Source organism: Veillonella sp. 3310 (assembly GCF_003999875.1).
In the GTDB taxonomy this organism is placed as follows: Bacteria; Bacillota; Negativicutes; order Veillonellales; family Veillonellaceae; genus F0422.
The window spans coordinates 118,053-141,669 of record NZ_RQVJ01000003.1 but is presented as its reverse complement, the minus strand read 5'-3'; the positions used below and the strand labels follow the sequence as shown (position 1 = coordinate 141,669).

43 protein-coding genes are annotated in these 23,617 nt (G+C 34.7%); 1 reads left to right on the top strand and 42 read right to left on the bottom strand.

From position 1 onward, the window contains the following. Window positions 1-1,816: 1,816 nt before the first annotated feature. The 10 genes from EO127_RS05805 to EO127_RS05760 all read right to left on the bottom strand — a co-directional run bounded on the left by EO127_RS05805 (window position 1,817) and on the right by EO127_RS05760 (window position 7,120). Complete coding sequence (locus EO127_RS05805) at window positions 1,817-2,005, bottom strand: hypothetical protein (RefSeq protein WP_127448519.1); 189 nt, start codon at window positions 2,003-2,005, stop codon at window positions 1,817-1,819. 333 nt (window positions 2,006-2,338) lie between these two features. Beyond that, window positions 2,339-2,650: a hypothetical protein gene (locus tag EO127_RS05800; RefSeq protein WP_127448516.1), complete on the bottom strand. Its 312-nt coding sequence runs from the start codon at window positions 2,648-2,650 to the stop codon at window positions 2,339-2,341. Window positions 2,651-2,846: 196 nt separating this feature from the next. After that, window positions 2,847-3,440, bottom strand: coding sequence for a RadC family protein (locus tag EO127_RS05795; RefSeq protein ID WP_127448514.1), 594 nt, complete (start codon window positions 3,438-3,440; stop codon window positions 2,847-2,849). Window positions 3,441-3,877: 437 nt separating this feature from the next. Next, complete coding sequence (locus EO127_RS05790; RefSeq protein WP_127448511.1) at window positions 3,878-4,198, bottom strand: hypothetical protein; 321 nt, start codon at window positions 4,196-4,198, stop codon at window positions 3,878-3,880. A gap of 217 nt (window positions 4,199-4,415) precedes the next feature. Continuing rightward, on the bottom strand, window positions 4,416-5,009 hold the full coding sequence (locus tag EO127_RS05785) for a hypothetical protein (protein ID WP_164742304.1): 594 nt from the start codon (window positions 5,007-5,009) through the stop codon (window positions 4,416-4,418). Between the two features lie 4 nt (window positions 5,010-5,013). Beyond that, on the bottom strand, window positions 5,014-5,253 hold the full coding sequence (locus tag EO127_RS05780) for a hypothetical protein (RefSeq protein ID WP_127448505.1): 240 nt from the start codon (window positions 5,251-5,253) through the stop codon (window positions 5,014-5,016). Window positions 5,254-5,501: 248 nt separating this feature from the next. Further along, a complete protein-coding gene (locus EO127_RS05775) occupies window positions 5,502-5,801 on the bottom strand; it encodes a hypothetical protein (RefSeq protein WP_127448503.1) in 300 nt (99 codons plus the stop codon). Between the two features lie 12 nt (window positions 5,802-5,813). Then, window positions 5,814-6,188 (bottom strand): hypothetical protein, encoded by a 375-nt coding sequence (locus tag EO127_RS05770; RefSeq protein ID WP_127448501.1) that lies wholly within the window; start codon window positions 6,186-6,188, stop codon window positions 5,814-5,816. A gap of 100 nt (window positions 6,189-6,288) precedes the next feature. Next, on the bottom strand, window positions 6,289-6,648 hold the full coding sequence (locus EO127_RS05765; protein WP_127448498.1) for a hypothetical protein: 360 nt from the start codon (window positions 6,646-6,648) through the stop codon (window positions 6,289-6,291). Window positions 6,649-6,877: 229 nt separating this feature from the next. Continuing rightward, the gene (locus tag EO127_RS05760) at window positions 6,878-7,120 is read right to left on the bottom strand and encodes a hypothetical protein (RefSeq protein WP_127448497.1); all 243 of its coding nucleotides are present in this window, start codon (window positions 7,118-7,120) and stop codon (window positions 6,878-6,880) included. A gap of 1,072 nt (window positions 7,121-8,192) precedes the next feature. Here EO127_RS05760 and EO127_RS05755 point away from each other — a divergent pair. Beyond that, a complete protein-coding gene (locus EO127_RS05755; RefSeq protein WP_127448494.1) occupies window positions 8,193-8,507 on the top strand; it encodes a hypothetical protein in 315 nt (104 codons plus the stop codon). A gap of 177 nt (window positions 8,508-8,684) precedes the next feature. On the opposite strand, the gene EO127_RS05750 is transcribed toward EO127_RS05755, so the two are convergent. From EO127_RS05750 to EO127_RS05605, 32 genes are all read right to left on the bottom strand, one after another. Next, window positions 8,685-9,050: a hypothetical protein gene (locus tag EO127_RS05750; protein ID WP_127448492.1), complete on the bottom strand. Its 366-nt coding sequence runs from the start codon at window positions 9,048-9,050 to the stop codon at window positions 8,685-8,687. 1 nt (window position 9,051) lies between these two features. Beyond that, a complete protein-coding gene (locus EO127_RS05745; RefSeq protein ID WP_127448490.1) occupies window positions 9,052-9,453 on the bottom strand; it encodes a hypothetical protein in 402 nt (133 codons plus the stop codon). 47 nt (window positions 9,454-9,500) lie between these two features. Beyond that, complete coding sequence (locus EO127_RS05740; RefSeq protein ID WP_127448488.1) at window positions 9,501-9,941, bottom strand: hypothetical protein; 441 nt, start codon at window positions 9,939-9,941, stop codon at window positions 9,501-9,503. 142 nt (window positions 9,942-10,083) lie between these two features. Further along, on the bottom strand, window positions 10,084-10,449 hold the full coding sequence (locus EO127_RS05735) for a hypothetical protein (protein ID WP_127448486.1): 366 nt from the start codon (window positions 10,447-10,449) through the stop codon (window positions 10,084-10,086). A 33-nt stretch (window positions 10,450-10,482) separates the two neighbouring features. Beyond that, on the bottom strand, window positions 10,483-10,836 hold the full coding sequence (locus EO127_RS05730) for a hypothetical protein (protein WP_127448484.1): 354 nt from the start codon (window positions 10,834-10,836) through the stop codon (window positions 10,483-10,485). Then, entirely contained in the window at window positions 10,833-11,258 is a 426-nt protein-coding gene (locus EO127_RS05725; RefSeq protein ID WP_127448482.1) for a hypothetical protein, read from the bottom strand. Before EO127_RS05725 ends, EO127_RS05730 begins: the two co-directional genes overlap by 4 nt. A 54-nt stretch (window positions 11,259-11,312) precedes the next feature. Continuing rightward, window positions 11,313-11,483, bottom strand: coding sequence for a hypothetical protein (locus EO127_RS08735; RefSeq protein WP_164742303.1), 171 nt, complete (start codon window positions 11,481-11,483; stop codon window positions 11,313-11,315). Further along, the gene (locus EO127_RS05720; protein ID WP_164742302.1) at window positions 11,483-11,836 is read right to left on the bottom strand and encodes a helix-turn-helix domain-containing protein; all 354 of its coding nucleotides are present in this window, start codon (window positions 11,834-11,836) and stop codon (window positions 11,483-11,485) included. Before EO127_RS05720 ends, EO127_RS08735 begins: the two co-directional genes overlap by 1 nt. A 120-nt stretch (window positions 11,837-11,956) precedes the next feature. After that, window positions 11,957-12,193, bottom strand: a complete 237-nt coding sequence (locus EO127_RS05715; protein ID WP_127448478.1) for a hypothetical protein — start codon at window positions 12,191-12,193, stop codon at window positions 11,957-11,959. Window positions 12,194-12,196: 3 nt separating this feature from the next. Next, on the bottom strand, window positions 12,197-12,370 hold the full coding sequence (locus EO127_RS08730) for a hypothetical protein (RefSeq protein ID WP_164742301.1): 174 nt from the start codon (window positions 12,368-12,370) through the stop codon (window positions 12,197-12,199). Window positions 12,371-12,791: 421 nt separating this feature from the next. Beyond that, the gene (locus tag EO127_RS05710; RefSeq protein ID WP_127448476.1) at window positions 12,792-13,187 is read right to left on the bottom strand and encodes a hypothetical protein; all 396 of its coding nucleotides are present in this window, start codon (window positions 13,185-13,187) and stop codon (window positions 12,792-12,794) included. Next, complete coding sequence (locus EO127_RS05705) at window positions 13,180-13,587, bottom strand: hypothetical protein (protein ID WP_127448474.1); 408 nt, start codon at window positions 13,585-13,587, stop codon at window positions 13,180-13,182. The genes EO127_RS05710 and EO127_RS05705 overlap by 8 nt, the downstream gene beginning before the upstream one ends. Before the next feature lie 11 nt (window positions 13,588-13,598). Continuing rightward, window positions 13,599-14,033 (bottom strand): hypothetical protein, encoded by a 435-nt coding sequence (locus EO127_RS05700; RefSeq protein WP_127448472.1) that lies wholly within the window; start codon window positions 14,031-14,033, stop codon window positions 13,599-13,601. A gap of 14 nt (window positions 14,034-14,047) precedes the next feature. Next, window positions 14,048-14,488, bottom strand: a complete 441-nt coding sequence (locus EO127_RS05695) for a hypothetical protein (protein ID WP_127448470.1) — start codon at window positions 14,486-14,488, stop codon at window positions 14,048-14,050. A gap of 42 nt (window positions 14,489-14,530) precedes the next feature. Beyond that, complete coding sequence (locus EO127_RS05690; RefSeq protein WP_127448468.1) at window positions 14,531-15,115, bottom strand: hypothetical protein; 585 nt, start codon at window positions 15,113-15,115, stop codon at window positions 14,531-14,533. Next, window positions 15,112-15,486 carry a hypothetical protein gene (locus EO127_RS05685; protein WP_127448466.1) on the bottom strand — a complete coding sequence of 125 codons (375 nt, stop codon included), beginning with the start codon at window positions 15,484-15,486 and terminating at the stop codon, window positions 15,112-15,114. Before EO127_RS05685 ends, EO127_RS05690 begins: the two co-directional genes overlap by 4 nt. A 7-nt stretch (window positions 15,487-15,493) precedes the next feature. Next, window positions 15,494-16,300 carry a Dam family site-specific DNA-(adenine-N6)-methyltransferase gene (locus EO127_RS05680; protein WP_127448464.1) on the bottom strand — a complete coding sequence of 269 codons (807 nt, stop codon included), beginning with the start codon at window positions 16,298-16,300 and terminating at the stop codon, window positions 15,494-15,496. Then, window positions 16,297-16,701 (bottom strand): hypothetical protein, encoded by a 405-nt coding sequence (locus EO127_RS05675; RefSeq protein WP_127448462.1) that lies wholly within the window; start codon window positions 16,699-16,701, stop codon window positions 16,297-16,299. The genes EO127_RS05680 and EO127_RS05675 overlap by 4 nt, the downstream gene beginning before the upstream one ends. Continuing rightward, window positions 16,694-17,161, bottom strand: a complete 468-nt coding sequence (locus EO127_RS05670; RefSeq protein ID WP_127448460.1) for a hypothetical protein — start codon at window positions 17,159-17,161, stop codon at window positions 16,694-16,696. Before EO127_RS05670 ends, EO127_RS05675 begins: the two co-directional genes overlap by 8 nt. Before the next feature lie 15 nt (window positions 17,162-17,176). Beyond that, window positions 17,177-17,449 carry a hypothetical protein gene (locus tag EO127_RS05665; RefSeq protein ID WP_127448458.1) on the bottom strand — a complete coding sequence of 91 codons (273 nt, stop codon included), beginning with the start codon at window positions 17,447-17,449 and terminating at the stop codon, window positions 17,177-17,179. Between the two features lie 74 nt (window positions 17,450-17,523). Next, entirely contained in the window at window positions 17,524-17,967 is a 444-nt protein-coding gene (locus EO127_RS05660; RefSeq protein WP_127448457.1) for a dUTP diphosphatase, read from the bottom strand. Between the two features lie 2 nt (window positions 17,968-17,969). Further along, on the bottom strand, window positions 17,970-18,182 hold the full coding sequence (locus tag EO127_RS05655) for a hypothetical protein (protein WP_127448454.1): 213 nt from the start codon (window positions 18,180-18,182) through the stop codon (window positions 17,970-17,972). Continuing rightward, window positions 18,175-18,402: a hypothetical protein gene (locus EO127_RS05650; protein ID WP_127448452.1), complete on the bottom strand. Its 228-nt coding sequence runs from the start codon at window positions 18,400-18,402 to the stop codon at window positions 18,175-18,177. Before EO127_RS05650 ends, EO127_RS05655 begins: the two co-directional genes overlap by 8 nt. Before the next feature lie 38 nt (window positions 18,403-18,440). Beyond that, complete coding sequence (locus tag EO127_RS05645; protein ID WP_127448450.1) at window positions 18,441-18,686, bottom strand: hypothetical protein; 246 nt, start codon at window positions 18,684-18,686, stop codon at window positions 18,441-18,443. 423 nt (window positions 18,687-19,109) lie between these two features. Beyond that, window positions 19,110-19,298, bottom strand: a complete 189-nt coding sequence (locus EO127_RS05640; RefSeq protein WP_127448448.1) for a hypothetical protein — start codon at window positions 19,296-19,298, stop codon at window positions 19,110-19,112. Between the two features lie 3 nt (window positions 19,299-19,301). Beyond that, complete coding sequence (locus tag EO127_RS05635) at window positions 19,302-20,063, bottom strand: hypothetical protein (protein WP_127448446.1); 762 nt, start codon at window positions 20,061-20,063, stop codon at window positions 19,302-19,304. Between the two features lie 35 nt (window positions 20,064-20,098). Further along, complete coding sequence (locus EO127_RS05630) at window positions 20,099-20,770, bottom strand: sigma-70 family RNA polymerase sigma factor (RefSeq protein ID WP_127448445.1); 672 nt, start codon at window positions 20,768-20,770, stop codon at window positions 20,099-20,101. A 439-nt stretch (window positions 20,771-21,209) separates the two neighbouring features. Beyond that, window positions 21,210-21,869 carry an FAD-dependent thymidylate synthase gene (thyX, locus tag EO127_RS05625; protein ID WP_127448443.1) on the bottom strand — a complete coding sequence of 220 codons (660 nt, stop codon included), beginning with the start codon at window positions 21,867-21,869 and terminating at the stop codon, window positions 21,210-21,212. 272 nt (window positions 21,870-22,141) lie between these two features. Continuing rightward, the gene (locus tag EO127_RS05620) at window positions 22,142-22,459 is read right to left on the bottom strand and encodes a 3D domain-containing protein (RefSeq protein ID WP_127448441.1); all 318 of its coding nucleotides are present in this window, start codon (window positions 22,457-22,459) and stop codon (window positions 22,142-22,144) included. A 27-nt stretch (window positions 22,460-22,486) separates the two neighbouring features. Continuing rightward, entirely contained in the window at window positions 22,487-22,756 is a 270-nt protein-coding gene (locus EO127_RS05615; protein ID WP_127448438.1) for a hypothetical protein, read from the bottom strand. A 9-nt stretch (window positions 22,757-22,765) separates the two neighbouring features. Continuing rightward, complete coding sequence (locus tag EO127_RS05610; protein WP_127448435.1) at window positions 22,766-23,134, bottom strand: hypothetical protein; 369 nt, start codon at window positions 23,132-23,134, stop codon at window positions 22,766-22,768. Beyond that, entirely contained in the window at window positions 23,134-23,601 is a 468-nt protein-coding gene (locus EO127_RS05605) for a hypothetical protein (RefSeq protein ID WP_127448433.1), read from the bottom strand. Before EO127_RS05605 ends, EO127_RS05610 begins: the two co-directional genes overlap by 1 nt. Between the last annotated feature and the right edge of the window lie 16 nt (window positions 23,602-23,617).

Here is a 23,617-nt window from a genome sequence, read left to right as displayed (position 1 = left end):
ATAGGTTTCATATCTATAGATTCATCTATAGATTATCTTCAATGTTATATCTATATGTTACTTATCTATAGTTTTATATCTTATTGTTTCTTAACCTTTAGTTTTGATTCAGTTTCACTGAATGACTTTTCAAGTCAATTCTTATAGTATGTCAAGTGAACTGTTGTAGGTTATCTGTTACAGGTTCATCACTTTGTTGTAATCTATAGTTATCTCTCATATCTCTCATATATAGTGTAAAAAAGCTTAAAAACGTCAACAAAAAGTTTGATAAAGTATTGATTTTTATCTTATTTTTACACGAATTGTATAATATTAAGATGTTTTTAACCTAAATCTGACTATATTCTTTAGAAAAACACATACAGAAAATCTTGACTTGAAAATCAGAAATATACCCACATCTCTGTATTTTTTCGTGACTAAAATATACCCCTGTTTTTACTTTGACTAGTCGAACGATATACCCCTATAGAGTGCATTATCTGACTACCATTTATTTAGACTATCAACAGACAAAAACATACCCATATTTTTCATTCTGATTTTGTCATATGTAAAACAAGATAGGGGGTCATCACTCAATATTGTACATTCAACGATATACCCCTATGATACATACTTAAAATGTACTGTCATATGGGTATACGAATAGATACCCGCGTTAGGTTATCTTTCAGTATTCATTAGAAGTGAACTCACCCAGCTTCTAATAGATTGATACCTGCTAAAGACTTGTGATACTATAGTGTTATCAACAGACAAACGCCACCAGTTTCCAGCTACAGTATATCTATCTATCAGTTATCTATACTGACAAACTACATGATATACCCACGTGATAGACTATTGATACGTCCACCGTATACCCCTATTGATTATTACTGCTTACGATATACGATAGTTATAAACGGCTGTAGTATGCAAATAACGGGGTGATGTTATATCCAAGTGATAGTAAATCTATTTGATGTGGCTAGTGATTAGTCTGTAGGGTGGTCGAATGGATTGTAACGGTATGTTTTGACTAGTGGATGGGGCTTGAGGATGGAGCGTGAATAATACCGCCGCCGCATGCTCATATGAACATATTTTGGATTGTCGATTTATTACCCACGGTATACCCCTATAGGGTATCCAAGGCATACCCCCACCGCCCTACTGTAGTCAATACAATGTTATTATATTTACTAGATTATCAATAAGTTATAATCTTGAGAATAAACGATACGATACCAGCGCCAAAGACTGGATAAGCAAAACTTATATATCTATTAGTATTTCTAATGATTAGAAAACCCTATTTGCAATAACAGTTTTCTTTAGTTCTTTAATTCTTTAGTGTACTAAAGTATTTCAGAGTGGTAGCCAATAACAGCAATGGAAAACTATTATCCTCAAGCCAAACCCCAAGCAGTAACAACCCAACGACACCAACCCAGCGACCACAACAGATAGTTAATAACCTACCGCATAGCCTATTGACCCTATCACGTTGATTGCTCCTATCGTTTCCCCTGCTGTTACAATCTATAGTAATATCAATGTGAACCAATCTACCATACTAGCCTATTGACTATCATGAGTATAGTTCACATGATTTCTATTTTATAGATTTTATATATTTGATTTATACTATTTGATATAGTCCACCTGCTGGCATGGTAGAGTGTAACTATAGTTATTCTATTGTACTTGAGTCTATAGGCGGTCACTACTGGTGTATCATTTGTGTGTATCGTGTAGTATAATACATTGTGTGCAATTCAATAGGGTAAATAAAATAGAGGTATCTTTATGATACCTCTTTAGAATATTACAACCCGTATTCTTTTAAGTTAAACAATTCATATAGCATATGCGCTTTTCCTATGCAATAATGATGTACATGTAGTTCATTCAAACTCATCTCATCTTCATATATTTTATACGCTCTTTCTGCCGTCTCCATGTTTTCATGATACTTTTTTATAATTTGATTAATATCAATGTTTTTTATTTCCATGTTTCCCCCTACGTATCCCGCTCTTAGGTTTTCGATATAACAACGCTTTCTATACTTTGTGATATTGTCAAAGTGCCAACATACAATAGATGGAAGTTTTTCCCTGTACTCCCAGTTAGTCATAAGCGTATCAAATTTCCTTGTAAATATTCTACATGCATTCCATGTAGCCGACCTCTCTCGGCTGTTATAGTTTACATACGGATAGGCGTATACTTTTACAAGTTCGCCACAGTCGGAGAACTCTCCGAACCATCCAGCGTGAAACGTGAAACAGCAGATAGTTCTTTTCTTGTTGAATTTTACCAAAGTTTTCATCTTATACCTCCAAACTTATTTAGAACGTTGCCAACGCACACAGTGACCCGTTTCGTACAAGTATTCTATAAATTCGTAATACTCGTCTCGGATTCCTTGTTCTAAACACTCCCGACCGTATGGAGTCAATTCAAACTCAAAGCCACACCAAAAATAATCAAGCTTTGCGTCTCGATACTGCCAAAAATAGTCGCCGTAGTCGATTACATGCAAGGCTTTTATTTTATCTTCTACTACTTTTATTTTATTGTAGTAGTATTTCAATTTTATATTTGCAATCCTTCCCTTTCTTTCTAGCGTTTTATCTCTTTTTGTCATTTTCCCCATCTGATACCTCCCGCAGGTCTTGCCCTGCTTATAAATAACCTTTGTCAATTTCTCTATTGCCTTATCTTTAATTATATTATACATTATTTATGCTACTTTGTCAATACTTAATATATAAAAGATAGTAATATTTTTTTATTGATTCTATATGTGTAGACATAAAAACAAGCGGTAATAATACCGCTTGTTTTTCGTCCTATATGATACCTTTTTCGCATAAACTGGTGTATACCCCATCGCCTATAATAACATGGTCTAATACTGGTATTCCCATCACTTCCCCAGCTTTTACCATAATTTTAGTTACTCGTACATCATCAGCACTCTCTGTAGGGTCTCCCGATGGATGGTTATGTACAAGGATAATAGCCCCAGCGTTAGCCTTGATTGCTTCACGGAATAAACTCCGTTGTTCTGCCACTGACCCCATCAATCCACCGCTTGAAATAGTAACAGTTTTTATTATTTTGTTTTTCACATTTAAGAATACCGCTCGAAATTGCTCCACTTGTAAATACTGCATGTCAAGCATTGTATTGTATACGGCTTCGGGTGTTGAGGCGTCTATAAGCTCTTTCGTTCTTTTTTCTTGAAAGCCGTTAATGATTGCTTTCAAAGCCTTAACCTTGCGAAGTCCTGCTGAGCCTATTCCTTTTGTGTTTTTCCATTCAGAAATATCTGCTGTAAATAACGCCTTGAACGGGTCGCCGTTGTATTGCTCAACCATTTCACGTACTGAATGTGCTGGCAAGATTTCGTATAAAGTTTGTTCAATTGTTTGAATTTCCATATTATACTCTTTCTGCTGGTATGCACCAGCCCTATAAATAACTCATGTAGTACCATTCCTTACTACATCTATAGTATATCATTATTATATACTTTTGTCAATACTGAAGTTATAAAAACTAATGTAACATTATATAGATTAAATCTATAAAACCCACCCTATAGACTATTTATGCTATAGTTATTACATGAATGATATATCATATTTGCTATAATGTGCCCGATACACTCTATAAGGCGTTCTATAGTCGCCTAATATAATGATACCTAAAACAGCCGTCATAAGCCTTATAACACAAATAAGAGAGTTTTGTATTTGAGAATGTTTTATCTAAATGAGAATACTGCTGTATCGTACATCATTATGATATATTATCATGTATTCATGTATATGATATAACAAAGCGGTAACAATCTTATTGACTGTTACCGCCGTTTTTATTCTCTTAATTTTACAAAATAATTACCAAAGTTCGCGGGGCTATTGTTTCTTGTCGTGGTTAGATTCATTATAAAATCATACTCCCCCGACTGAATCCCACTGCGAATATAATCGGCTGAATAGTCGGGGTTTGACAATCGTATTCTTAAATTCTCAACCTCTAACAATATTGTTTTATATGCTTGATTCATGATGTATAAAACATCGTTTGAATCTTCCCGATTAAGGCTGTCAAAGTCTATTTTACCAATTGTTATACTTTGAACGATTGCCAATATTTGGCTATTAGTCATATTTAGGTTTATTACTATATCCATCGTGCACCTCTTTTCTGCTGGTATGTTTCAGCACTTATAAATAACATGTATGGTATCAATTGATGTCCTATCTTTAATTACAGTATACTACAGTTATGTCTAATTGTCAATATCTATATTATAAAAACTTACAGATTGTTTACGATTATATTATACAACAGCTTGCAAGCTGGCGACAATAACGGCGGTCAATCTGTAGGACTAACCGCCGTTGTAATTAATGTGGAATCATTTCTGTTAGCTTGTAGCCGTAACGTGCTAATACTTGTTTAATTCCACCAAGTATTATTTCTACGGCATTATCTGTATTGATACTATCCAATTCATTATATAAATTTTCATCGTTTATTTCTGATTGGATTTCACAAATTAAACTATAACCGTAGTCGCTAAACTCATCAACGTAAAAAACTCTATAAATGCTTTTCCCCTCTAAAGTATATATATTGTATTTGTTTACTTTGACAATCTCAAGCGGGAATTTTCTTAGATAGTCTACAAAGTCCCGCAAGTTGTCGAACTGGTAACGCACAGGAAATACATCACAACCGCTTATAACAAGTTCCTCCCCTAATTCTTTAAACATTTCAAGGGTCGGGAACGGTGTATAATTTTCATCGTTCGCGTTCTCTTTGATTTCTTTTTCTATTTCACCCTCTAAAATAATACCGAAGTCAACGCCAGCATATTTATATACACCATCAATAATATGATGTAGTGTAATAATATAGCTGTTGTGGTCGTTTCTCACTCTATAAAAGAATGGTCTGCCGTGAATGCTTATTGTTAATTCCATATAGTTGTATTCCATGACTTTACGCCTCCGCCTTTTCTAACTCTTCCACAGCGTCAGCAACTTCCCAATCTGTAAAGCCTCCCAATTCAATATATGCGTCTGCTATTGTTGAACTTCTTGCAAACTCAACAAATGCTAAGCAATCCGTATTAATAGTTCCATCTTCTTTTCTAGCTTCCTCTAGCCACTTATCTGCTTTAACTAGTCTCTCCACGATAGTTTTTAAAAGTTCGCTTCTATTAATTGTGATTGTTTCCATGTGATACCTCCCGCAGGGTTACACCTGCTATAAATAACTATGTAGTACCATTCCTTACTACACTTATAGTATACATCTTTTATTATACTTCGTCAATACTAAATATATAAAATATTATTTATTTTTATTGACAATAGAAAAACGGCGGGGTGTATTCCCGCCGTTGTATCTCTTTTGATTTGTTTTATCTGCTGTTTGTATACTGGTACATCAACCACACTATAAATAGACTCAGCATGCTTCACCGCCTAAACGTTGATATCATCAAGAAATTCTTGTACTTCTGTTATTACGTCATACTTTAGGTCTTGAATTTCCTCTTTTATATCCTCCAGCATACGCTCCATTTTATCAAACGTATCACGCCACGGGTGTATACCAGTAGTACAAAACGATAGGTCTTTTACAATCGTATGTAATTCTTCCAGTATCGCCAATCCGTCAAAGTCTACAAAGTATGATTCTATATTGTTGTTTGTTCGATAGGCTTTTTCTTCTATTTGGTTTTTAATATTGTTTATTATTTCTTGATGTTCTTTTTTAGTCATTTCTTCGCCCCCTTATCTATGTACTTCTAAGAATCTACTATCTTTGATTATATCAAGAAAATAAAACTTCCAATGTTTATATTCTGGCTCGTCTTTATATAGGTAATTCGGACTGCGTTTGAAATTTGGGTAGTCTATAAAGTTGTACTGGCTATAGTATTGTGAGAATGTATGCAACCACATCCCAACAAAATCAAACTCTATAAAGTCGGGAATATTCCAGCCGTTAGATTCTATAGAGTTATATATAAAATCTTCAAAACTATCATATAGAGAATACTCATATTCTGATACTATCTCATAGGCTTCATCTTCATCATAGCCTATAGAGTCGACCAAGCAACTATAAACTTCCTTTTGTTCTGTATCTAATTTTTCAAAATCCATTATAAACCTCCTGCCGTATATATTGGCTTAAATAAATAACTATTTAATACATTCCACCGCCTAACCGCTTGACGTGCTGGCGGCGGATACCGCTTTTATATCATTGATTGTATAGGTAAATAATACGGCTTTCATGCAAGCAGTTTTCTAGCTGGTGCATATACTCCGCTCGACTTTCATTGTCGGAGTATCTCAAGCCTAAAGATGGAGACTTGTCTAATAAATCGTGGTCGTGTTCTAAGTTGCCTAACCATATTTCAGTTACATCTGCCGTGTAGCCCGCTGGAATTTCAAATCCTTCTACATTCGCCCAGTATTCTAAAGCATTTTCGATATTTTCAAATACAGAATACTCTCCACGCTCGATTGTTTCCGTTGCTTCTTCTGCTGTATAGTCAACTTGACTTATTAAGTAGTTGTATACGGCTGTTTGTTCTGCCGTCATTTCCTGTAATTCCATTTTGTACCTTCTTTCTGCAGGTTTACCCTGCTTATAAATAACTTGTAGGGCTTTTCTCTTGCCCTTATCTTTAATTACATTATACATTGTTTATATTACTTTGTCAATACTTAAATTATAAAATATTGTATATTTTTTATGAGTTTATATCGTTTGATTTATATACTCATGTATTCATATATATGATACAAAAAAGCGGTGGCAACCATAAGGCAACCACCGCTACATATTAGCAAGCGTATTCAATTACTTGTAAGCAATTGAGCAAATATTGCTCATCGTCCAACGCGTCGCTTTCATCTTCGGGGAATAAGTTACGCGCCGTAAACTCTGCAATCTCAAGACTTTCGCCGTCAAACAATTCTAGCTCCGCCTTATTGATAAACTCTTGAACCTCATCATAATTGTGGCGCATTGTCATTACTTGAATTGCGAAGTCTTGCGCTTGTTTTTTAATTTGTTGTTTTGTCATCGTGTACCTCTTCCCGCTGGTGTACCAGCTTTATAAATAACTATGTAGTACTTCCTTACTACACTTTTATTATATCACACTTGTATATATTTGTCAATAGATAAATTATAAAAATTTATAGCTTTTTTCTAAGTTTAAAGTGAGCTATATTTATTGTTATTATTTAAATATCACGGATTAGCTAAAAAGTCAAGCAAAATTTTAAAAAATTTCCAATCTATTTAGTTAAACATTTAATTAATTCTTTAGTCCGCTAAAGAATTCGAGGGTCGCCAATATATAAGGCTAGAAAACTCCCTATAGGGGCGCATCATATAGCCTATATAGGGGTGCTATATATCCTATAGAGGTATCAAAAATTCATAGCGTATAGTGATTTCTAAAAACTATATACGATTTATTTTTTACCTATAGTATATCGCACTTGGTAAAAATTATATAGATGTCTCACCAAGCACCAGCACGGATAGATATTTCCCTTGTGGTATTCATCTATGCTGCTAGTCTAAAGATACATCAAATTAAATACTTTTGTGTAGCAAATATTGAAATAATTATTGATATAAAAATATTTGGCAAAAACATTCAGTTTTTATCATTGAAGTATTGACAAGAGTATATTCACTGTGTTATTATATACACGTAACGTACTGATACGTTATAATCGTGTTCCATTTCCATCACGATTATAACTTTGTACGTTTCCTTTCTGGCGTGGAATTAACCACGGCTTATAAATAACGCAAGATTCCCCCCGTTAGGTAACTAATGGGGTGTTCTTGTATATAGGCAAAAAATAACCTTACGACAATAATAGCACGATAAAATAACCCTGTGATATATGTAAATGCAAAATAACCTGTAGAATTATCTACGCAGCCTTTCTACATACGTTTATTTCTCCATAGGTACATTCTATCGTCAACAATACTAGGGAAGCCTTATTGATTAAAATACTGCATTTATAACAAATAGTATTTCTACAGTTTTATTAATTTGGTTTTACTTCTTATTTTTTAAATTTCTGTTTTTTAAATTTGGAATATTGGATTTTGGATTTTTGGAGGAATCTATGGAAGATTTGGATTATGAATATTTAAAAATGTATCATTACTACACTACAGATGAACAGCTGGTATCAATTCATCCACGAATCCCAGCGTCACTAAGAGATGATTTTTTGAAAATTATTCCAGTTGGAAAATCTATGAGTATTGCTATTCGTGATGTTTTAATTTCTTATGTTTTAGAAAGACAAAGAGAAGCAACTCAAAACAATATTGAGACAATTCAACAAAGTGGCGACAACACGCAAAACAATCAAAATACATACATCACAAATAATTACTACGGAGACTCAGAACAAGACAAAAACGTAACTAAATAAACTAAAAATGCACCTAAAGTTATATACTTTTTGGTGCATTTCTTTTGTTTTATTTTCTTTAGCGCACTAAAGAGTTTGTTATGCTGTGATTTCTGTTTTACATTTTTACAGAATAGACCAGCTGAATTTGGAATCATATTTTTACTCTTGTTACATTCTATCATTGGAATATAGCTACTAACTTCTCCTTAACACATAGCCCCAAAGAGCTTCATTATATTTTACTGTGCTAGTCTTTTCGGGGTTATAACTGAAAAATTCTTCCACTAAGCTAATCGGAAGTCTAATGGTGTATCTAGTTTTTTCTTCTGCTATTTCCCACTCAATCATCGCTCTAAGCTCCACATCTGCGGAATTGCTGGTGTTGCTATTCTCATCATCTAAGTACTCACACATAGCAATAATTACTGCTTGCGTTCCAGGAATACCGTTGCTTACTTTCGCAACCAAATCCTTTAGTTTTTTTGGTACAGTTAGTAAGCACATTTTTGTTTTTTGCTTGCAATTCTTCAAAATAACCGCTCGTTCTTCGCCTTTTGTCATACTACATCTCCCCTTTACTTAATAAGTAATCATACATAGCTAATGTGTATGTTAAGGTGTTGTTTGTTGGTACATCTAACCCCTCAAATCTCTCTAATAGTTCCACTGGAATACATACAGAGACTCTCTTTTTATTTTTGTTTTTATTGTGTAAAATGTATGGTTTCAGTTCGACATCTCCAGCAGGTTCTCTAAATCCATTGGTTTCAATCTTTTCAATATATCTCAACATAGAAGCACAAACAGTCGCAGGTCTTTTTGCACCTTTTTCTATGAGATTGTTAAATGCGTCATATACCTCTGTTGGATACAGAAGTGCCCGTAGTTTACGGTTTTTACTGGGCGTATTTTCATATAGATAATGTGCTTCTAACTCAAATTTATCAACAGACTCACTCATCATTCATTCTCCTTTTACATAATTCTAATCGTTATCCTTAGTAGCTACTCCTAACAGTAGCCACCCAATTCTGAATCTACGTAGTTTAACAAATCATCCCACTGTTCACATTGCTCGTATGCAAACTTAATAGCTTCCTCCAGCGCGTCATACTGTGGATGTCTCCAGCTGATAGTATCAAGAAAATCTTCTGCGCCACGAACGAACGAATCTTTCAGATGAATATAAAATCTGCATTCTACAGCTGAATATATCTCATCAAGTACATCTTTGTTTGGTGTTAGCGAATGCAAATAACTCTTTAGTTCTTCGTTCGCTTGCAGTCTACTGTTTACAAACCCAATGAATCCTTCTAGCTGGTCGTACTGTGGATGTCTAATGCTGAGTGTATCCATTAGTTCATTAAGCCGTCTTAATTGATATATTCCTAGTGTTAGCAAATACTCTCGTTCTATATATTTGATTTTATCGCCGAGTTCTTTCTTTGTCATATAGATACCTCTTTCTGACTTAGCTTAAATAAATAACGTGTAGCTTACCTACACGTATATAATACCATGTTTTATTTATTTTTGTCAATACATTATTTATAAAAATAATAGCCACATGAATATATCACACGGCTACTTATTGTCAGTCGCATTCTTCATAAGATTTAATTAATCTATCTAGCGCATCAATGCACACTTCAAAATTCTCTTTAACTATTGAATAGTCTCCAGTTTCTAATCTATACGGTACGTAATAACTTGTCTCATTAATCCCGTGTAGAATAAATTTTGATAAATACAAAAGTTCGACAAGTTCTTTCCCTTGCTTATTCTTATTCTGTATCTCATCAACAATTGATTTCACAACTTTACATACTGTAATAGCATATCTTAATGCACATATTGACTCTATTCCCTCGCCTTTATATGATTTTTGATTGTATCTAAAAATATCAACTGTTTCTGTCAACCTGTGATATATCACCCTAAGTTTCCATTCTTTTGTCATTGTTTCACCCACTTTCTATCTATTTAAGAGATTTTATTGTGTTAATAACATTTGACCGCTTAACGTTTGCATGCAATCTGTCAACAATTCATCCAAGTCTGTGTACTCGTAGTATCCAAAATTATCTTTTTCGTACTCAAAAAGCAAATCAATAGATAGCATAGAGTTGTAAATTAAATGATATATTCTGCATAAATCTTTTTTACGCCACGGTCTCGTTGACGCAATTCCGACAAAACTCTTTGTGCTATTGCATTGCATGATTAGATACTTATAGAGACAATTTGTTTCAAAGTCACCATCTCCATTTTCAATTGCACGCTCAATAACGTCAATTATCTCGTCAAGTCTATGTTGAATGTATTCAACAAGTTCTTTTTCTGTCATGATATCACATTTAACTCCGATTCTTCAATACTGTCAATATCAACGATTACCAAACGGATAAAATCTTCCATTTCATCAACAATTAAAGATAATTCTTCTTCGACTTCTTTAATCTCATCAATGTACTTACTGTCTTGACAACTCTGCGTAATATGATTGATAACGATAAGCGCTGTTTTTGCTCTACCCCAAACCAACAGATATTCGCCGTCTAATTCAAAAATATTACTACTATTGCAAATCTCACTTGAGCAAGAATTAAGTGGATTGCTATAGGTAGATTGGAACAACATCAACCTACTATTGTCTAGCAATTCACTCATTAATAGATTGCCTTTTAATTTAGATATATAAAACAACGTTGAAACTTTATCTAACACTCTTGATAGACTATACCTAATGTCGCTTAATTCTTTAGCCATAATTCTCCTATTCTTCTATGCCTTATCCTATAGATTTTAAAGCAAGAAAGTATCTCACGGTTTTATACTAAAGATGTAAAGTCCAACTACATGTACTAATGTTGTTACTACAAAATACACTAAACTCAAAATCCATATAGGCAAGTCTGTATCCCTCGCCATTAATGCACCTACTGTGAAAGCTAGCAGCACATTCACGATTGATACCCACATATGTATATCCATTAGTTTTCCTCCATAATGCTTTTAATCCTTGCGACTTGTTCGTATGTCATATTCTTTAGATTCTTTGCAAGCGACAACACCAAAGTCTTTTTATGTAGGCTAACAGCTGATAATTCAATCTCAAGACTATCCATACTTTGAAGTTCTGCTTTTTGTAATTCTGCAACTTGTTCATTGGATAACTCATAATGACCGATAATATTTTGAGTTAGGTTCTTTGGAATTTTTCGATTACCTCGTTCTATCGTTGACAAATATGCCGATGTAATGCCAACGGCTTTTGCCATTTGTGCCATCGTCAAGCCCTTATCTATGCGTATTTTCCGCAAGGTCTTTCCATATTCTGATAACAATATGATTCCTCCTATCTTTTTCTATAGATTCTATCTACCGTTGACCGATAGAACATAATCAATAGAAAAATCATAATACCTATTAAACCTAATTTGATTACACTATTAGTAACAAAGAAGTTAGGAATTGCGACTAGGTAAAACATGTACAGATACATCCACCTTTTTATATGTTGTTTCATTCTTCTTCACCTTTTTTGTTTCTTCCCAATCAACCGTAAATGATTCTGCAATTGCTAATATAACAATACACCCCGCAAGAAATAGTAAACATGCTGTCTTTATATTGTCAGTAAACAACATAATAACACCAATGACCAATATGGAGATTATATACTTTAAGGTAAAACTATTCACAATTTAATCTCCCTTTGCTTTGTTTAAAAGAATATTCATTGTTTCTACAAAAGCTAGTAAGATAATACAGCCTAATAAATTTCGTAAGATTTCTGCAATCTCTGGGTCTCTAAATACGATAATAAGTATAGTGAGTATAATAATTGAAATAATGTATTTTGTTGAAAAACTATTCATGATTTCTCCTTGCTTGATAATAAACTTTCTGCAATGCCCCAAGTAAACATCACAAATCCAATAAACATTAGACACTATTGACGGTCTGTACCTGTGAATACTGTGCCTGTGATTGCAATCAGTAGCATTGATACCATTACCCCGATAAGAAATCTATTCATAGAGTAGCCACCACCTCTCTACGTCTTGAATGAAATGTATTTCTATGTCCACAAATTGACGCTTCTGACTTGTTAGGATACCATGTTCTAACACGTTCGATACGTTCTTGTGATTCTTTATATAATATAGCTTTGTATTCGCCGTACTTAGAACACTTATCATGACATCCAATACTTCTATGTTCGCAACCCATGCATGGCGAACTTTTACACATAGCTAAACATTTCATCGTGCTTACCCCCTAATAAATAACTACAGTTTATTCCACTCTTTGACGGAATCCTACATGTTTTGTTTGTAGGAAATGTAATATATCAGAAGTAATATCGCTCAGTAACTCATAGATATTGCATGCACTATCTCCTTCACAATCAATCTGTCCGATACGCTCATAATATGCATTTTCCATTCTGTAAGATGAATCATATATAGCACATAGATTAGATAACACTTCATCTTCACAAAGGTCACTTAATTTATCAAATATAGGATTTGCCTTGCACCGTTTAATATGCATAACTAAGAGCACAACTAGCATTATTATATTGCGTGGTGCGCGACTTACCTGTAGATACTCTGATTTCTCTAACTCATGTTCGATTAAATCTAATTTAAGATGTATATAATTTACCAATATCTCAAACGATTTATTCATGAATATCACCGTATTTATCCTCTAGTTCTTTTATCATGTCGATTAAGAACGTCAGTTTTTGCATGTATTCCACTCTGTCAAAATTAATCATTGTGACTAACTCCATGTTTCTCATCATCAAGTCCTCAATACTTTTGGCTAGCATTCGCATGGATTTTAACAGAATAATATCTTCACGTTTTGGCTTACTCCGTTTTGTCTTGATATTGACCGTTAAGTTCATTCCATGCGACTGTAACATGTTTGCCATCGAATGCATTGTACACTTTAATGATTTTGCATTGCATTCATTATCTTTAGATTCATCTACAGTGCTATACATAGCAACATTCTCAAGTTCGCATGCTATATGAGATATCATGCAAATATTTCCCTTGAAAGAATCGCTTGTTAGTTTCATTTTTGTTCTCCTTAGTGAATTACAGTAGGTTTAGAATACTTTAGATTTTGTTCTTGCACTGCTTTCCTACCGATACAACATTCAATACTGTCCAGCATGTACTCAACTACAGCTTTAAATTCCGATAGATTAAGCGGTAGTTCTTCAAACGGTTTAATATCCATATCCATTTTCTGCTTGATATTCAATAGTAGCAAGCATACGGCTGTTACCGTTGCTGCGTCTACCATTTTGACACTATCGCCACATCCTGCAGTTTCTTTCTGTAGTTCATCTACATATACATTTATAATGTCTGTAATCATTGCAATATACATGTAGATAGAACTACCGTAGATAGATAACCGTTTATTGTCTAAAGAGACATCATCGACTACGATTTTCTTTAGCTTACACGTTTGTTGTTGTAACGTGTTTACCAACTGTTCAAACGTTGTGTTTTTCATCTGTATTGCTCCTGTTATCTAACGGATAGATTTTGCTCGTGTAAAAACTTTTGTAATAGTGAAATCGCTTTGTGCAGGTCGCTTAGAACTTTCTCGCTGTCAATATTTAATGCGTTAAGTTCTCTACAGTACTCTTCTACAGAATTTTCGAGAATGATTAATCGTGTTGCAAAAGTACCAATACTTCTTAATTTAACGTATGCTTTGTGGCATTCATGTTTATAATCGCCTACATTGGTATCGATTTCGAACAACATATAATAGATTGCCAAAGTCACACAATTCTGTTGAAAAAACTCTTTATCAGAACCAATGAATACATTGTTTGAGATAAATCGCCAACGTGCTGTTGATAAATGCTCTTTTACCGCCTCTAGCAACCTCCCAACTTCATCTGACCATTGAATAGAAATCATACCGTTAATGGATACTTTATATTTTTCAGTTGTTTCCATGTCTAATAGTTCTCCTTTCAGTTACAGTTAATTGACTACTCCTTACTGTTTAATAGGTGGAATATGTTTCCATAAAAAATGCTGTAGTTTTAAAATCGCTCCACGTAGTTCACATAGAACCGCTTCACCGTTGACACCAAGCTCCAGTAATACCTTTTTGTGAGTTTCAACAACGTCCTCAATAACAATCAGTCTACTAACAAGCGACCCAACATGCCTTAGTCTAACAATTCGACCGTATTCCATGCACGTATATTCTCTTACGCATTCCTCTGCTTCTGTCAGCATGTTGAAAATCGCCAATGCAGTACATTTAGGGTAAAACATCACACTGTCATTTTCTGTTAGTTCATTATCCTCAATAAAATAACAATATGCATTTACCAGCTTGCTGTCTACATAATTAAAAATCTCTTCCAGCTTTTCATCGTATTGGATGATTTTTGTCTTTTCGTCATCCCATCCATAAAGACAATAACCGATTTTCTTAATATCTAGCGCCGCATTCTTTAGTCTTGCCTTGATTTCGTTACGGTCAATAGTATCAATCGTTGCTAGAATCTCATCGATTTGGTTTTCCACATTTCCATAGCACCGTTTAATTTCTCTTGTTTCATTGTCTGTCATTGTTTCACCTCTGTTTCTTTCAGTAGATATGCCGATAGGCTTATCTCTGAGTTTTCTATCAAATGTCTAACCTCAAGTCCATCTACCCCAAGTTCGTCAAAATATTTATACCTATAGATTATAGACTGTTTAAGAATCTCTAGCTTTTTCCACGCCTTGCCTAAAGTCTGTAGTTTATTCTTGCTAGTTTTGACTTGCGACAATGTTCTTAGAATACTCTCTAAAGCACCACTCACATATATACAGTACATTTTGTTTTTAAACTTATCGTTATCTATCTTTTCGATATTCGCTGTTTTTAATATCTTGATAGCATTAACGATTTTAATCACCGTATAGAAGATTATAGTATTCATTCGTATTGTGTCCATAGCACTCCTAGTAGTTTTTAATAATGAGATGTTTAGCTGGTGGTGAATTTGGCTTATCAGTTATGTGCATTGCATATCGTTTAGAATACTCATCAACGATATATTCGTTGTACAACCGCCTTGTAAAGTCTGTGGCATTTAATATCATTAAGATTTTAGCTTTAGACTGTTTAAACATCCCACATAATTCTACATGCTCTTGTTCTTTGAATGGATTTCCTTTGTTACCATAACAAGTGTATGCACAATCATATGGAGGGTCTAAAAAGATAAAGTCATCTTCTGTTGCCATGTTCATGATTTCTTTGTAGTCTGTATTACATATCTGTGTATTCTTTAGTAACTCAACATGTTTTTCTGTAACCGTCACTGGTAGGTTAGGTCTACCTACATATGAGTTGTTATAATGTCCTTGACTGTTGACACTGAACCTTGACCCATGGCTTAGTTTATTCAAAAAGTGATATAACGTAGATTCGTGATACTTACTGTCTTTTAATCCGTTGTAACAATCTCTTAGTTCATTAAAGAGTTTACGTTCACGGTCTACATCTTTCATGTTACCAATAGTAGACTTTAATTCTTTAAGTTCTTCTATCACCCTGTTGCCGTCTGTAACGATACCTCTATAGTAATTAATCAGATGTTTATTTACATCGTTGATTATTGCTCTGCCTAGTGGCTCTAAGTGAAAATATACCGCACCGCCACCAATAAAGGGTTCTATATATCTGTTATATTCCGCTGGTATGTAATGCTTGAAATATTTAATCTCCAGCTTTTTACCACCACGGTAATTTATCAATGGATTCATACTCCTCCTGCGTTAATCGCTTGATGTTTTCTAAATGTCCAATCATATAGATGTTTACTTAGCACATATAAGTTATAGATTTCTTGCTCAAGCTGGCTATACCCACTTAGTTTGTACCAATGATATAACGTATCAACGTATATATACATGTCAAAGACTTTCACTAGAATTGTTCTAATGTCTAGCTTGAATTGCTGTAACGCCGTATAGATATGTGCATGAGTTCTATCTATTGCATGGTACACTGAAAGAAGTCTATCAAACGGTTTCACATCGATACCATTCTCCAGTGCATGCTGTTTGGCTTTTTTCATTTCTTTATATACGTTTGTAATTGCGATATCGATAATCGCAAGGTCATCTTTTACCTGTTTGTTATATCTGCTAAAGAAATCAGTCATGGATAAAATTCCCCTGTTCATCGAACTGTACACGATACGGACAATCGTCTGTATTCTCATGCACCATATCTATCCCCATATGTATCATTGCGTCTTTTAGACTGCATGCATTATGGTCTTTCAATCGACACTTGATACAGTTTGATTCAAAGGCTTTTTGTGCTAGTATTGTCACCCAAGAATCTTCCTCATCCTGTCTTTCTCGTTTAGTAAACACATTAGTAGGCACTACCTCTATTGTGTTATCTCTAATAAGCCTTAACATCTGTTTCTTTTGACTATCGTCAAGACATTCCATTATCTCTTGAAAGAGATTCTGTGCGTATGTACTTATTGTTGTTGCCTTGCGTTTAAGTTGCCCTTCTAGTTGCAAGGCTTGACCTATATGTTGTGCTTCTGAAGCCATCAAGCACAATATCAACAAATTCGTTTTATTTGCTTTATTCAGATATTTGACCATTTCCACCTATTCCTTTTAAAAGATTCTCTTGCCTGTTTTGTTATCTAGCATACAAGTACTGATTACCTCTCCAGTTTCTTCATCTAAAGCCACTTCCTCTAGTGAATATCTGTTGTATGCCTTCGTACGACTTAACAACCAGCTGAGTTTATCCTCGATTTCGTAAAACTCTTTGTCATCATTTGGAGCACCAGTTCGCAATAACTCTTCATACTCTTTTTGGTTTTTATCTAACTGTTCATACGCTCTAGCAATCGAACGCAAGCTATCAACTAGATTATTATGCACCGAATATACGTATCTATCGTATGAAATTAGAGAATCCACATCATGGTGATATACTATGTATATTTTATCCATTGCTATTTACCCGTAGACCCAATCCCACCGTTACGTGTATCTGTGGAATTATCATCATCTGTGAGTAAGTATTTCATGAAAATTCCCTGTGCTACTCGTTCGCCTTTTTCTAAGATAATATCTTTAGTATCAAGATTAAGTAGTGGCAACTGAATGTGACCGTCATTATCTACATTCTCATAGTAATCGCTGTCGATAATTCCTGTGGCATTCACCATGATGACATCACGTTTGATTGCCATGCTGGAGCGAATATGTACGGCTAAATACTCATCGTCTAACATGTAGGCTTTTAATCCAGTTCCTACTACAGTTAGCTTACCAGCTGGTAGTACCGTGCGTTGTGGTACTGAGATGTCATACCCTGCACTGCCTTTAGTTTTTCGTGTAGGTAATACGGCTGTATACCCTTTGATGGATTCAAATCCACGTGTTCTTTCTTTCATGCTTATTCTCCTTTTAACTCTAAAGCCAAAATCTGTGTAATGTTGGCTAGTGATGTTTCGATGGATTTAACTTCTTTACCGATGTCGTCACGTGTTTTACTTTTAAAGTCTGTGTTGCTTGCAACTTTATCAAGGAATCCAAGTAACTCGCTACTTTCATCACTAAGTTCGCCTATCGTTCTTCCCACACTCATAACTAAGTCTGTATCAAACATGATGATATACCTCCCTATATTGTCTATTTTCCTTTTCCAAACGTTGGATTCGGTGTTTAATATCACTAAATACTAACCATAACCACAACGCTCCGATTCCAAACATCCACCATAATGTGGATGCGTTTACTGAGTTTAAATTATTTTCTGCCAACAATCCACCTACTATGAAAGCAAGCGCATATCCAACTGTTGACGTTCTATTACTGAATCTCATCATTCCATTTCTCCCTTTGGTTTAAACAACTTATAACATTTTTATTTCTCTCCTTTTTTGCTGTTAATATCTACTAAGAAATCTTTTAATGTTTCTAATGTCATAGCAATAACTTCATTAACTACCCTATCTGTTTTATCTTTTGTTTCTGTATCTTCATTGATTGACTTTACTCGCAACTCTAGGAATTTAATTAAAGATGAGTAATCCTGTTGCAAAAAGCTGACCAGTTCTTCTTCTGATAATTGATTCATAATTTCTCTTGCTGCTTTTTCTACTTTATTCATTATCTTCACCTCTTCTGTTGATAAATTTCCAACACTTGTACGCCGTATCTAAACTACAGCATACATAGGTTCTATTTGCCATGTGATACCTACACTCTAAATAGACCCGATTGACGTTTCTATTCCTGTACTGTTGATATACTGCCCGTGGAATACTACCACACTTATGACACCGTTGAATCTTCTTCACATTCTTTTCAATGCCGTCATTTACTAGCAACTCTCTTGTTTCTGGAATACTTAAATGAGTTTCTCTAAACTGTCGATTGTATGACTTGTATTTGTCTTTTTCACTCATTTGTTTCTAAAATCTCCTTTCTTGTTTATATAATAGCACGTTTTCAGAATATTGTAAATACTTTTTGGAATAAATATCTCTAAAAAATAAAACACACCATTTTTACTTGATGTGTTTTCAGAATGTTATTTCTTATGTTTTGTCTTTTTCTCTTTAGGTTTCTCAATAGGTACTTCATCGCCAAGTCTAAATCCCCATAATGCACAATCGTACATATCGCATTGTCTAACCTCTTCTTTGACACTACAGCAACATTCCATGCATTTCTTAACGATTGCTTGTATTGGTGTTTTCACCTTGCGTATACTACCCATATGCTACTCCTTTTGAATTTGCTTTCTAAGTGTTACTAACTCTTTAACATGGTCAATGTGTTCAAACACTCTGATACCTCGCTTGTTATGTCCACCGCTTAGTTCAACAACCGCTGTACCACTGTTGGATGGTCTATAGCCTTTATCTGCGCTATAGCCTCCCCATCCAAGAAATGACCCTGTTTGAATATCGTAACGTTCTTTTAACGTCCAGCATTTAGCATATCTATTAGGCTGTGCCACTAGCTTGCGTTCATAGTCTGTCTTATGTAGATGTTCAAAGAATGTTATATCCGTCTGTAGCCATTCCATCGCATTAGGTCTTTTAGAGTTGTGCCATGTGCCAATAACATAACAGTTTTCACGTACATTGATAAAAGCACTAGCACATCCGTGGTAAAACGGCTTATCAAGCATGTAGGCTAACATCTGTTCGGGAATCATCTTGCCGTGCTTTAATGCACGTTCATATCCGTGGTTTCCACTACGTACGAATAATATTCTGTCTTTGATAGGCTCTAGCATTTTTACCGCCGTCAACACTTGTTCAGACCCATGTATGTTTTCCTCGAATAAAGAACTTGCGGTAGTAGTGCTACTTCCGTCTGTCGAATCACCACCAATGATTACATACATGTTTGGAATCTCTGCGACACTCTTGATGAATTTTTCAAAGACTTCTTTGTTGTGATAAATGTTGCCGATGTGTATGTCAGATACATCTGCTAGATATACATAATCTGCGTCTAAACGTACGCTCAACATATTGTCATTTAGTGATTGTGCTGTAATATTAATGGTTATTCTCCTTTACCTTTATTTGCTGACTTTCTAGTACATGTGCTTTCTCCTAAGTGATTCTGACAAAGAATACACATTGTTTCTTTATCTTTAAACGAATCATGTAGATATTCGGGAATCATGCATTTAGTTTTGTATCGTAGCTGATTATTTCTAACTGTTGTTTCTACCCACGTTTCCTTGGCACTGTCGCATGGATACCGTAGTTTATTTTGTGGTGTTGTTGCCACATAGTACCCACGTTTATTAGATAGCATATCTTTGTCTAACACGCCTTGACGTATCATTCTAATGATTGTACGCATGCTGTCTCTCATCGCCTGTCTTACTGCTTTAGATACGTATTGTTTACTGTATCCCATTTGGTCTGCAATCTTTGATATTTTCATTTGATAGCCATATCGAAGCCACATCATATGAAATTTTTTCTCCCCGATTTTACGTTTGACCGCAAGACATGCTTTTAACATCGCCTTGTTATCCTCTTCACGAATGATTAACTCTTCGGGAGATTCTACAAACGTTTCACCATACGATAACAGCTTCTTGTATATCCTCGCCTGTTTTCTATCGTCTGTAAACGCTTGAAATGAGTCCATACGATATAGTCTCTCTAGTTCGATTATCTCGTTGTAATTTTCTGCAAGAAAAGAAATCAATGTTATTGCCATACTGTAAATCTCCTGTCGTGTTTAACAATCCTCTTTGACCTAACAAGTGATTGACACCTATCGCAATAATACTTACATGTTACAATCATTCCGCATGGTATTTCTTTTGACCCATGCTTACGATTTCGCTTGTTCTTTTCTTTTGTTTCTAAATAGATTACCTCTTTATATTGGCTCTCAAGATAATCTAATATTTCGTTACTATCGTCTCCACTAACTCCTAACAAATACATGTTGCCGTCATTGGCAATATCTGCTAAATAGTAGTGTATAATCAAATTTTGCTTTCCTTTTTATAAATCTATATATCCATTAGACCAATTCTTTTTTGATAAGAATTGAGTTAATAGATTGTTTTGTTGAATTAAATACGTTAAGTAAATGAATAAAAATGTCTCTACCAAAATAAAGATAAATGCAGTCCATAATGTCAACGTGTTCATAATTCTTGCTCCATTTCTTTAATGACTTTTACTAGTGGATTTTTGGCTTGCGTTTTATGTACGGTGAAGTCACAAGAACTCTCTTTACATCCCTCACACAGACCCATGACCGTAGAATTAAAAATAGGTGGATACTGTACGTGTAATCGCTTGTAAATCTCTAGTGCTAGTTCTTTATGTTCATCGCTGGCTCTATTGCATAGTCTTTTCTGTAGATATTCAAACCACACTCGTAAATTTCCAGTGATATAAAACTTTACGTTTGTCATGAGTGGCAATACATAGGCTGCATGTTCTTTAGACTCACCACTATCGACTAGTAGTCCATAGGCTTCAACACTTAGTTTCCACAACTGATTGATAGTATCGTTGAGTTCTTTGTCTTTCAGTGGTAACTCATAGTACCCATTCTCCGTGATATCCTTCCCACGTGTGGATTCAACCGTAAAGCTGAAATGTCTGTGCCTTGTAATCTGTGCTAAACACTTTTGACTGCACTCTACTTCAAACGTTGCATTCGCATGTTCTAGCAAGGATAGATGACCAGCACCAACTGCTTTTACTAGTGAGTTGATACTACATTTTGCACCATAGCACATACTCATGCCGTTGATACATTTATTTAAAGACTCTATATATTTTATTTCTACCCTCATTTGTATATAACTCCCGTCTTTTTATTGCGTTTTCCAATCTTACGAATCCTTGAGTAGTTAGCCCTGCAACGACATAGAGGACATCTTTTATCTTTCTTAGTAATCCTGTATAAGTCACACATATACCATTCATATGTCCACCAGTATTGCTTATAATTTCTTAGACAATACTCTCTTCTAGGACTTATTTTGCTGATTTCTTTTGTGTTCATAATGATTTCGACTGTACTGGAAACAAAAGGGAAGATTCCCCTTTGTTTCTACTATACTTGTTATCCCAAGACTTTAACGTTAAGCCACTGTCTACCGAACTCAATAGCTTCATCGTATGTATCCATAAAGATGTCTAATCTGTCAGTGTATCCACCGCCAAATCTATCTTTTACGATATACTCTTGCCCGTTTACTAATACTTTTGTACCCAATGGTAAATCGTCACTAGCCACTGCCCCTACATGTGGATACTCACCATTTGCCATTACGTTACCAGTGTGAGTGTATGCACTCACGTTCATCAATCGTTCTGCTTGCACATTGTTTCCTAAAATAATAGGTACTATCGCAAGCATAATTGCTAAGATATACTTCATAAAGACCTCCTACAAACAAAATATCAATCAATAGTAATTCATACCGCCATTGATTTTAAACTCATGTAAAATACGAATATAATCTCTTTCAAGTTCAATTCCTGTCAATTTAGAAAGAAAGTTTACTTGATTCAACGCATATCTTACTTGATTAGCTGTTGTTCTTCTATCAATTCGTTCATCCATGAAAGTAGATAGATTGTATTCTGCACACTGCACTGCCTGTTCATAGTATCTAGTCAGTAGTTCTCTTTGATTGTCATTCAAATCGTTTGCAAAATCTTTGTAGTCATACATAATAATCTCCTATAGACTAAATAATAAGCTATCTTGAGATAACCATTCGGTTCGCTCTTTCTGCTGTTCGATAACTGTCTTACGAATCTCTTCGGAAATCTCACGTAAGACTTTTACCCCTTTATGCATCATGCCTTTTTGATGTTTCTTTCCTTTGGATATTTTTAGTGAGAACTCACAAAATACTGGTTTATCCTCACGAATTATGATATGCTCCTTTTCAAATCTAATTTCATAAGGCACGTTATCTACTGTTTTTCTAAACGTTTTACCATTTAGATATTTATCTACATTTACTTGTTCGATAAGATAACATGCCCTATTGTCGCCGTGGTCTAACCATATAGGGAGCATTCGTATTTCAATGTTTCTTGCCATTAGCTCACCGCCTTTGCTCGTTCTCTACAACGCTTTTTATACTCACGTCTTTGCCTTCTTGTTTTTTCTTTTAAACATTCTTCCGAACAAACAATTTGATTGTATCGTTTTGTCATAAACTGCTTACCACATATAACGCACGTCTCTTCATGTACGTTTGACTGTCTTTCAACGCCTTTATCTCGCATTCTCTTTACACGCTCTAATCTACATGGATAAGAACAAGTTTTTTGAGCTGGACTGCTTGGCTTAAAAACAAGACCGCATATTTCACATGTTTTTAGCACTTCCGCTGTTTTTCTACACTTTTTTTCTGATTTTTCTTTAGGTTTTTCTTCTTTTGGTGGTACATAGCCGTACACCATGCGACCCTCTCTTGATACTCCAGCTGTACATAATTCACATTTTGTTTGACAATCGCCTTGCACTGTGAACGTTGCACCGCATGCATGACATTTCCTTTGCATAATTCCTCCTGTTATT

Bases quoted from the DNA above. Each gene is read 5' to 3' on its own strand.
- EO127_RS05805 (WP_127448519.1), bottom strand. From the start codon at position 2,005: ATGGAAATAAAAAACATTGATATTAATCAAATTATAAAAAAGTATCAT.
- EO127_RS05800 (WP_127448516.1), bottom strand. From the start codon at position 2,650: ATGGGGAAAATGACAAAAAGAGATAAAACGCTAGAAAGAAAGGGAAGG.
- EO127_RS05795 (WP_127448514.1), bottom strand. From the start codon at position 3,440: ATGGAAATTCAAACAATTGAACAAACTTTATACGAAATCTTGCCAGCA.
- EO127_RS05790 (WP_127448511.1), bottom strand. From the start codon at position 4,198: ATGGATATAGTAATAAACCTAAATATGACTAATAGCCAAATATTGGCA.
- EO127_RS05785 (WP_164742304.1), bottom strand. From the start codon at position 5,009: ATGGAATACAACTATATGGAATTAACAATAAGCATTCACGGCAGACCA.
- EO127_RS05780 (WP_127448505.1), bottom strand. From the start codon at position 5,253: ATGGAAACAATCACAATTAATAGAAGCGAACTTTTAAAAACTATCGTG.
- EO127_RS05775 (WP_127448503.1), bottom strand. From the start codon at position 5,801: ATGACTAAAAAAGAACATCAAGAAATAATAAACAATATTAAAAACCAA.
- EO127_RS05770 (WP_127448501.1), bottom strand. From the start codon at position 6,188: ATGGATTTTGAAAAATTAGATACAGAACAAAAGGAAGTTTATAGTTGC.
- EO127_RS05765 (WP_127448498.1), bottom strand. From the start codon at position 6,648: ATGGAATTACAGGAAATGACGGCAGAACAAACAGCCGTATACAACTAC.
- EO127_RS05760 (WP_127448497.1), bottom strand. From the start codon at position 7,120: ATGACAAAACAACAAATTAAAAAACAAGCGCAAGACTTCGCAATTCAA.
- EO127_RS05755 (WP_127448494.1), top strand. From the start codon at position 8,193: ATGGAAGATTTGGATTATGAATATTTAAAAATGTATCATTACTACACT.
- EO127_RS05750 (WP_127448492.1), bottom strand. From the start codon at position 9,050: ATGACAAAAGGCGAAGAACGAGCGGTTATTTTGAAGAATTGCAAGCAA.
- EO127_RS05745 (WP_127448490.1), bottom strand. From the start codon at position 9,453: ATGATGAGTGAGTCTGTTGATAAATTTGAGTTAGAAGCACATTATCTA.
- EO127_RS05740 (WP_127448488.1), bottom strand. From the start codon at position 9,941: ATGACAAAGAAAGAACTCGGCGATAAAATCAAATATATAGAACGAGAG.
- EO127_RS05735 (WP_127448486.1), bottom strand. From the start codon at position 10,449: ATGACAAAAGAATGGAAACTTAGGGTGATATATCACAGGTTGACAGAA.
- EO127_RS05730 (WP_127448484.1), bottom strand. From the start codon at position 10,836: ATGACAGAAAAAGAACTTGTTGAATACATTCAACATAGACTTGACGAG.
- EO127_RS05725 (WP_127448482.1), bottom strand. From the start codon at position 11,258: ATGGCTAAAGAATTAAGCGACATTAGGTATAGTCTATCAAGAGTGTTA.
- EO127_RS08735 (WP_164742303.1), bottom strand. From the start codon at position 11,483: ATGGATATACATATGTGGGTATCAATCGTGAATGTGCTGCTAGCTTTC.
- EO127_RS08730 (WP_164742301.1), bottom strand. From the start codon at position 12,370: ATGAATAGTTTTTCAACAAAATACATTATTTCAATTATTATACTCACT.
- EO127_RS05710 (WP_127448476.1), bottom strand. From the start codon at position 13,187: ATGAATAAATCGTTTGAGATATTGGTAAATTATATACATCTTAAATTA.
- EO127_RS05705 (WP_127448474.1), bottom strand. From the start codon at position 13,587: ATGAAACTAACAAGCGATTCTTTCAAGGGAAATATTTGCATGATATCT.
- EO127_RS05700 (WP_127448472.1), bottom strand. From the start codon at position 14,033: ATGAAAAACACAACGTTTGAACAGTTGGTAAACACGTTACAACAACAA.
- EO127_RS05695 (WP_127448470.1), bottom strand. From the start codon at position 14,488: ATGGAAACAACTGAAAAATATAAAGTATCCATTAACGGTATGATTTCT.
- EO127_RS05690 (WP_127448468.1), bottom strand. From the start codon at position 15,115: ATGACAGACAATGAAACAAGAGAAATTAAACGGTGCTATGGAAATGTG.
- EO127_RS05685 (WP_127448466.1), bottom strand. From the start codon at position 15,486: ATGGACACAATACGAATGAATACTATAATCTTCTATACGGTGATTAAA.
- EO127_RS05680 (WP_127448464.1), bottom strand. From the start codon at position 16,300: ATGAATCCATTGATAAATTACCGTGGTGGTAAAAAGCTGGAGATTAAA.
- EO127_RS05675 (WP_127448462.1), bottom strand. From the start codon at position 16,701: ATGACTGATTTCTTTAGCAGATATAACAAACAGGTAAAAGATGACCTT.
- EO127_RS05670 (WP_127448460.1), bottom strand. From the start codon at position 17,161: ATGGTCAAATATCTGAATAAAGCAAATAAAACGAATTTGTTGATATTG.
- EO127_RS05660 (WP_127448457.1), bottom strand. From the start codon at position 17,967: ATGAAAGAAAGAACACGTGGATTTGAATCCATCAAAGGGTATACAGCC.
- EO127_RS05655 (WP_127448454.1), bottom strand. From the start codon at position 18,182: ATGTTTGATACAGACTTAGTTATGAGTGTGGGAAGAACGATAGGCGAA.
- EO127_RS05650 (WP_127448452.1), bottom strand. From the start codon at position 18,402: ATGATGAGATTCAGTAATAGAACGTCAACAGTTGGATATGCGCTTGCT.
- EO127_RS05645 (WP_127448450.1), bottom strand. From the start codon at position 18,686: ATGAATAAAGTAGAAAAAGCAGCAAGAGAAATTATGAATCAATTATCA.
- EO127_RS05640 (WP_127448448.1), bottom strand. From the start codon at position 19,298: ATGGGTAGTATACGCAAGGTGAAAACACCAATACAAGCAATCGTTAAG.
- EO127_RS05635 (WP_127448446.1), bottom strand. From the start codon at position 20,063: ATGTTGAGCGTACGTTTAGACGCAGATTATGTATATCTAGCAGATGTA.
- EO127_RS05630 (WP_127448445.1), bottom strand. From the start codon at position 20,770: ATGGCAATAACATTGATTTCTTTTCTTGCAGAAAATTACAACGAGATA.
- thyX (WP_127448443.1), bottom strand. From the start codon at position 21,869: ATGAGGGTAGAAATAAAATATATAGAGTCTTTAAATAAATGTATCAAC.
- EO127_RS05620 (WP_127448441.1), bottom strand. From the start codon at position 22,459: ATGAAGTATATCTTAGCAATTATGCTTGCGATAGTACCTATTATTTTA.
- EO127_RS05615 (WP_127448438.1), bottom strand. From the start codon at position 22,756: ATGTATGACTACAAAGATTTTGCAAACGATTTGAATGACAATCAAAGA.
- EO127_RS05610 (WP_127448435.1), bottom strand. From the start codon at position 23,134: ATGGCAAGAAACATTGAAATACGAATGCTCCCTATATGGTTAGACCAC.
- EO127_RS05605 (WP_127448433.1), bottom strand. From the start codon at position 23,601: ATGCAAAGGAAATGTCATGCATGCGGTGCAACGTTCACAGTGCAAGGC.